2 protein-coding genes are annotated in these 3,059 nt (G+C 69.4%); both read right to left on the minus strand.

Annotated elements, in window-relative coordinates:
* Positions 1–318: 318 nt before the first annotated feature.
* Positions 319–1,473 carry an IS110 family RNA-guided transposase gene (locus VFB40_RS24890; protein WP_324854758.1) on the minus strand — a complete coding sequence of 385 codons (1,155 nt, stop codon included), beginning with the start codon at positions 1,471–1,473 and terminating at the stop codon, positions 319–321.
* 286 nt (positions 1,474–1,759) lie between these two features.
* Positions 1,760–2,956 (minus strand): glycosyltransferase family 4 protein, encoded by a 1,197-nt coding sequence (locus VFB40_RS24895; RefSeq protein ID WP_324854760.1) that lies wholly within the window; start codon positions 2,954–2,956, stop codon positions 1,760–1,762.
* Positions 2,957–3,059: the final 103 nt, after the last annotated feature.

The following is a 3,059-nucleotide window of genomic DNA, read 5'->3' on the forward strand; positions in this document are numbered from 1 at the left end:
CGAGGAGTGGGAGCGGTTCCTGGAGGGCGGAGACGACCCGGAGAGTAACCCGGCGTACATGCGGATCGACGCCGAGCGCATGTTCACCTTCCAGATGGACAACGCCGAATAACCTGACGCTCGGCGGCCTTCGCGGCTCGAGTGTCATCCATGAAGGGCCCGGTGTTGTCAAGGGGGGTTATGGGGCTCGGGTTGTTGGGCGCCGGTTCGCTGACGGCGTTCCGGTGGGGGATGTGGCTCCAGTCATCCATTCGGTCGCGGGGGTCGGACCAGAGTGTCGTGCGGGGCTCAGGGGCTCAATCAAGACGGCGGCCGTCCTTAGGTGGGGAGGCCAGACATAGGAGCGAGCTCGCCTGAGCGTGCACGGGTTGTGGTTCCCGCCCTGGGGGCTTGATCAGGAACGGTGGCGGACTGGCGAGGTTCGTCGCTGTCGCCGAGACACTCGGTCGGCTCGCCGGGGCGGGAGGTTTTCAGGGCGCGGATCTCGCCGTCCCTGAGGCCGTAGTAGCAGAGGGTGAGGATCTGGCGGGCGACCGCGACCCGGGCGACTCTGCGGCCACGGCGTTTGGCGATCCGTTCGAACTGTTCGCGTAGCGGCCCGCCGCGGGTCGGGACGTGCTGGGCGGCTTCGACGACGGCCCAGCGCAGGATTGATGATCCCTGGCGGGAGATGTGCCCGAGTCGGGCTTTGCCGTCTGAGCTGCGCACGGTGGGGGTCAGTCCGGCCCACGCGCACAGGTGCCGTGCGGTGGGGAACCGCCTGACGTCGCCGATCTCGGCGATGATCAGCATCGCGGTGTAGCGGCCGATGCCGTGGATCTGGCAGAGCAGCGCGACGCGTTCGTCACCCTTGGCTTGCCGGTCGATCTCGCTCCCGGCAACGTCAATTTCGCGGTCGAAGTCATCGAGCAGCGCGAGCAGGCTGTCCAGCCGCTGCCGGGACGCCTGGCGCAGCTCCAGGCCGGCCAGGAACTGCCGTCCGGCTTTCCCGAACAGGTCTGAGTAATCGTGGAAGATGCCGTGGCGGGCCAGGATCGCGTGCACCCGGTTCTTGAGCGCGGTGCGCATCGCCACCAGCGCGACCCGATGACGCAACAGCTCGCGCACATCACGCAATTCCCGCGGTGCGATGTATGCCTCGGGCAACAATCCCGCCCGCAAAAGCGCCGCCAGCGTGGCGGCGTCGACCGCGTCGGTCTTCACCCGTGCTGCGGCGATCGCACGGGTCCGCAGCGGATGCGCGAGGTGCAGCTCATAGCCGGCATCCTCGAGCAGATCCGCCAGCCACTCCCAACCATACGTCGCCTCCAGCGCCACATGCGTCCCCTCCGGATCGCCCAGCAGCTCCAGAAACGCGTCGCGATCGTTCACGATCCGCCGGCGAAGCGAGACCTCGCCGTCCTCAGTGATCGCGGTCACGAACGAACGCCGGCGATGCAGGTCAATGCCGACCCAGCGCGTACCGTTCTCCACGGTCGGTCCTCCTCTCGAATTGTCCGGCCGCGCGGCCCAATTCCGCACGGTCAACAACTGCAATTCGGGACGGAGGGCCGACCACCTCCCGGGCAAAACCACCCGGGGCCGCCGAACCCGCCGGGCCCTTCATGACATCAGGTTTATCGGGTTGCCGCCGGGATGGCTGCCGACCACTTGTGGCTAGCTGGCCAGGCACGCCGCGGCGTAGATCTTTATCGATACGGCGTGAGTCCGGCATGGTTTCGCGCTACGCCTCGGGCTATGGAGTGGTCGCAGGCCGGTCTCACCGCGCCGGCGCGGTGGCGCCGGCGGCCATGGTGGCGTAGATCTCCGCCGTGCGGCGCGCCACCTCGGCCCAGTCGAAGCGCAGGACGTGTTCCCGCGCCTCGGCGACCAGTTGGGCGCGGGTGCCATCGTCGGTGAGGACCCCCTCGAGCACGGCGCTGAGTGCGGTGGCGTCGCGCGAGGGGAACCGCAGGCCGACCGTGCCGTCGACCGGCACCACCTCGCGCAGGCCCCCGGTGTCGGCCACCACGCACAGGCAGCCGGAGGCCATGGCCTCGAGCGCGACCAGGCCGAACGGCTCGTAGATCGAGGGGACGATGCACAGGTCGCAGATCCGGTAGAGCGAGTGGAGCATGTCGTCGCCGATCCAGCCCAGGAACACTCCGTGGTCGGCCAGACCCAGGCGGCGTGCCTGGCGCTTGAGCTCGGCCTCCGCGGTCCCGGTGCCGGCGACCACGAAGCGCACATCGCCCCGGCGGCGCACGATCGGCGCGAGCGCGTCCAGGGCCAGGTGGAAGCCCTTCTCGTAGACCAGGCGACCGACCAGCAGAACGAGCAGATCGCCGGGGGCGGCGTACTTCACGCGGAGACGTTCGAGATCGGGGGCCACCGGTTCGAGATCGCGGGGGTCGATGCCGTTGGAGATCGCGGTGATCTTGGCCGGGCGCACGCCGAACACGTTGGCCACGTGGACCCGCATGTAGCGCGAGCAGGTGATCACGTGGTCGGCCTGGCGGACCATGGCCCGCTCTGCGGCGTGGATGTGCGACTGGGGATGGTTCTGGACCCAGCCCTGGTGGCGGCCGAACTCGGTGGCGTGCACGGTGACCAGCCAGGGCCGCTCGATCTGGCGGGCTGCCCGCTTGGCCGCGCCCGCCACCAGCCAGTCGTGGGAGTGGACCAGGTCGAACTCGAAGCGCTCGCACAACTCGGCGGCCAGGGCGTGCATGTCGGCGTTCATCGCGTCGACCCAGCGCACGAACGCGCTCGGGTCGCGGGGGAACTGCGGCTCGCGCACCCGGTGCACACGCACCCCGTGCTGGTCGGCCTCGACCGGGAGGCGGCCGCCACCGCGGGTCAGCACGTGCACTTCGATGCCGTCGCGGGCCAGGCTCTCGGAGAGCTTGCGCACGTGACGGCCGAGGCCGCCCTCGATCACCGGCGGGTACTCCCAGGAGATGATGAGGACGCGCATCGCCGGGCGGGGACCCTATCGACTACGCGCGGTTCGTGACACCATTGCGTGTAATGACGGGCCCGCAGGGCAGCATCACCCCGATCGTGCGGGCAAGCGACCC

This window comes from Actinocrinis sp., from assembly GCF_035650855.1.
In the GTDB taxonomy this organism is placed as follows: domain Bacteria; phylum Actinomycetota; class Actinomycetes; order Streptomycetales; family Catenulisporaceae; genus Actinocrinis.

Bases quoted from the DNA above. Each gene is read 5' to 3' on its own strand.
- VFB40_RS24895 (WP_324854760.1), bottom strand. From the start codon at position 2,956: ATGCGCGTCCTCATCATCTCCTGGGAGTACCCGCCGGTGATCGAGGGC.